Source organism: Mesorhizobium sp. M5C.F.Ca.IN.020.29.1.1 (genome assembly GCF_003997375.1).
GTDB lineage: Bacteria > Pseudomonadota > Alphaproteobacteria > Rhizobiales > Rhizobiaceae > Mesorhizobium > Mesorhizobium wenxiniae.
In genome coordinates this window covers 1-1,972 of the sequence record NZ_RZSW01000821.1, presented here as the reverse complement: position 1 = coordinate 1,972, position 1,972 = coordinate 1, and the positions used below count along the sequence as shown (strand labels likewise).

General features: G+C 60.6%; 1 protein-coding gene and 1 pseudogene. Both read right to left on the bottom strand.

Going from position 1 to position 1,972, the window contains the following annotated elements:
* Positions 1-519 (bottom strand): annotated as a pseudogene (locus tag EOA85_RS33920) (ISKra4 family transposase); the annotation flags it as partial.
* A 212-nt stretch (positions 520-731) separates the two neighbouring features.
* On the bottom strand, positions 732-1,972 hold a 1,241-nt coding region (locus EOA85_RS33915; RefSeq protein ID WP_206523445.1), incomplete at its 5' end, for a KUP/HAK/KT family potassium transporter.

Sequence of the window (1,972 nt, the reverse complement as noted above, 5' to 3'; positions counted from 1 at the left end):
TTCGCCAATCCTGATGGTTCGCTTGCGCACGGTGGCATGCGTCTCGGTCGGCTCAACGGGCAGGAATTCGGCAAGCACTCTCGCAGCCTGCCGGTACGGCATCATGCTCCCCAGCCGCGCCGTCAGTACCATCAGCTCGGATGTCGCTCGATCCGGGCAGATCTCCCGCAGCGGCGCAAAGGCATCGACCATGCCTGGGTAACAATCCGACACAGCATCCAACGAGGATTGCGCACCTCCACGATGCCAAAGACAGTCCGGATCCGTCGCGTCGTGTAGTCCTTGACCGGCCGTAACCTGTGGCAATCCGGGCAGACCCGACGAAAGAGGGTACGTCTCCGCCTCATGGTTCACGACCGCGCTCTGCAGCGCCGCCATGATGGTCTTGCTGTCCTCGATCGAGAGGCCGAGGTCGCCGTCAAACAGACGTTCCCAGCTCTTGTCGATGCGGACCGCCTTCCGGCAAACGTCTCCGAACTCGTTCCTGCCCTCGATCGTGATCGTCCATTCCACCGCCATCGCTTTCCCTCCGAACAAAGCGGCGCTCATGGACTACGCGGGCCTAACAACCTGTATTCGACCCCAGAGAAATTACCGGTCTCGACGGCTTTGGGGCCGGAAGCTTCGGGCCTGGAACCAGACCCCAGTTGGGCGCAAGCATCGTGGCCTCTGCCCGGTCAGGCATTCACCGGCTCGAGAAATGCCAATTGATTCTGCTCAACGCGGCATGCCTAAACTGCCACCTGCGTCCCGATCTCGACGACGCGTCCGGTCGGGATCTGGAAATACTCGGTCGCATCGGCGGCCGTGCGCGCCAGCCCGATGAACAGCTTGTCCTGCCACACCGGCATGCCGGAATTGGGTGACGCCTTGAGCGAGCGCCGCGACAGGAAGAAGGACGTCGTCATGATGTCGAACTTCCAACCCTGCTTGCGGCAGATCGCCAGCGCACGCGGGATGTTGGGCTGTTCCATGTAGCCGAAGGTCAGTGTCACACGCATGAACAGCTCGTTGATCGTTTCCATCTTGATCCGCTCCCTGTCGGGCACCACGGGCTGCTGCGCCGTCACCACCGAGAGGATGACATTCTGTTCGTGCAGCACCTTGTAGTGCTTCAAGCTGTGCATCAACGCGGTCGGCGCGCTGACCGGATCGCTGGTCAGGAACACGGCCGTACCGGACACCAGCTGCGGTTTCTTCTTCAACAAATTGCCTGCAAGGAAATCGAGCGGAATCTCGTTCCTGCGCGTCTTGTCGAATAGATACCTGCTGCCTCTTATCCAAGTCCACATGGTCATCACGATCACTGCGGCAATGGCAAGCGAGGCCCAGCCGCCTTCGAATACCTTGACGATGTTGGCTGCAAAGAAGCCGGTATCGATGAAGACGAACACCGCCATTAACGCTATCGCGACGCCGAGCGGCGATTTCCAGATGCGCGTCATGACGACATAAAGCAGTATGTTCGTCACCAGCATGTTGCCGGTCACCGAAATACCGTAAGCCGAGGCAAGCTTGCTGGATTCGCCGAAGCCGACCACCAGCAGCATCACCACCAGCGCCAGCAGCAGGTTGACGCGCGGTAGGTAGATTTGGCCCGACTGTTTTTCCGACGTATGCAGGATCACGAAACGCGGCAGCATGTTGAGCTGTACCGCTTGCCTGGTCAGCGAGAAGGCGCCGGAGATCACCGCCTGGCTGGCGATCACGGTCGCCGCCGTCGCCAGCACCACCATCGGGATAAGCATCCAGCCTTCGTTCATCTCGAAGAAGGGATGACCGACGACACCGCCATTCGCCAGCACGAAGGCGCCTTGCCCGACATAGTTGAGCAACAGGCAAGGAAACACTACCGCCAGCCAGGCAAGCACGATCGGCTTGCGCCCGAAATGGCCGAGGTCGGCATAGAGCGCCTCAGCGCCGGTGACGGCGAGAAAAACCGCACCAACCGTGACGAAGGCGACTTCGGGCG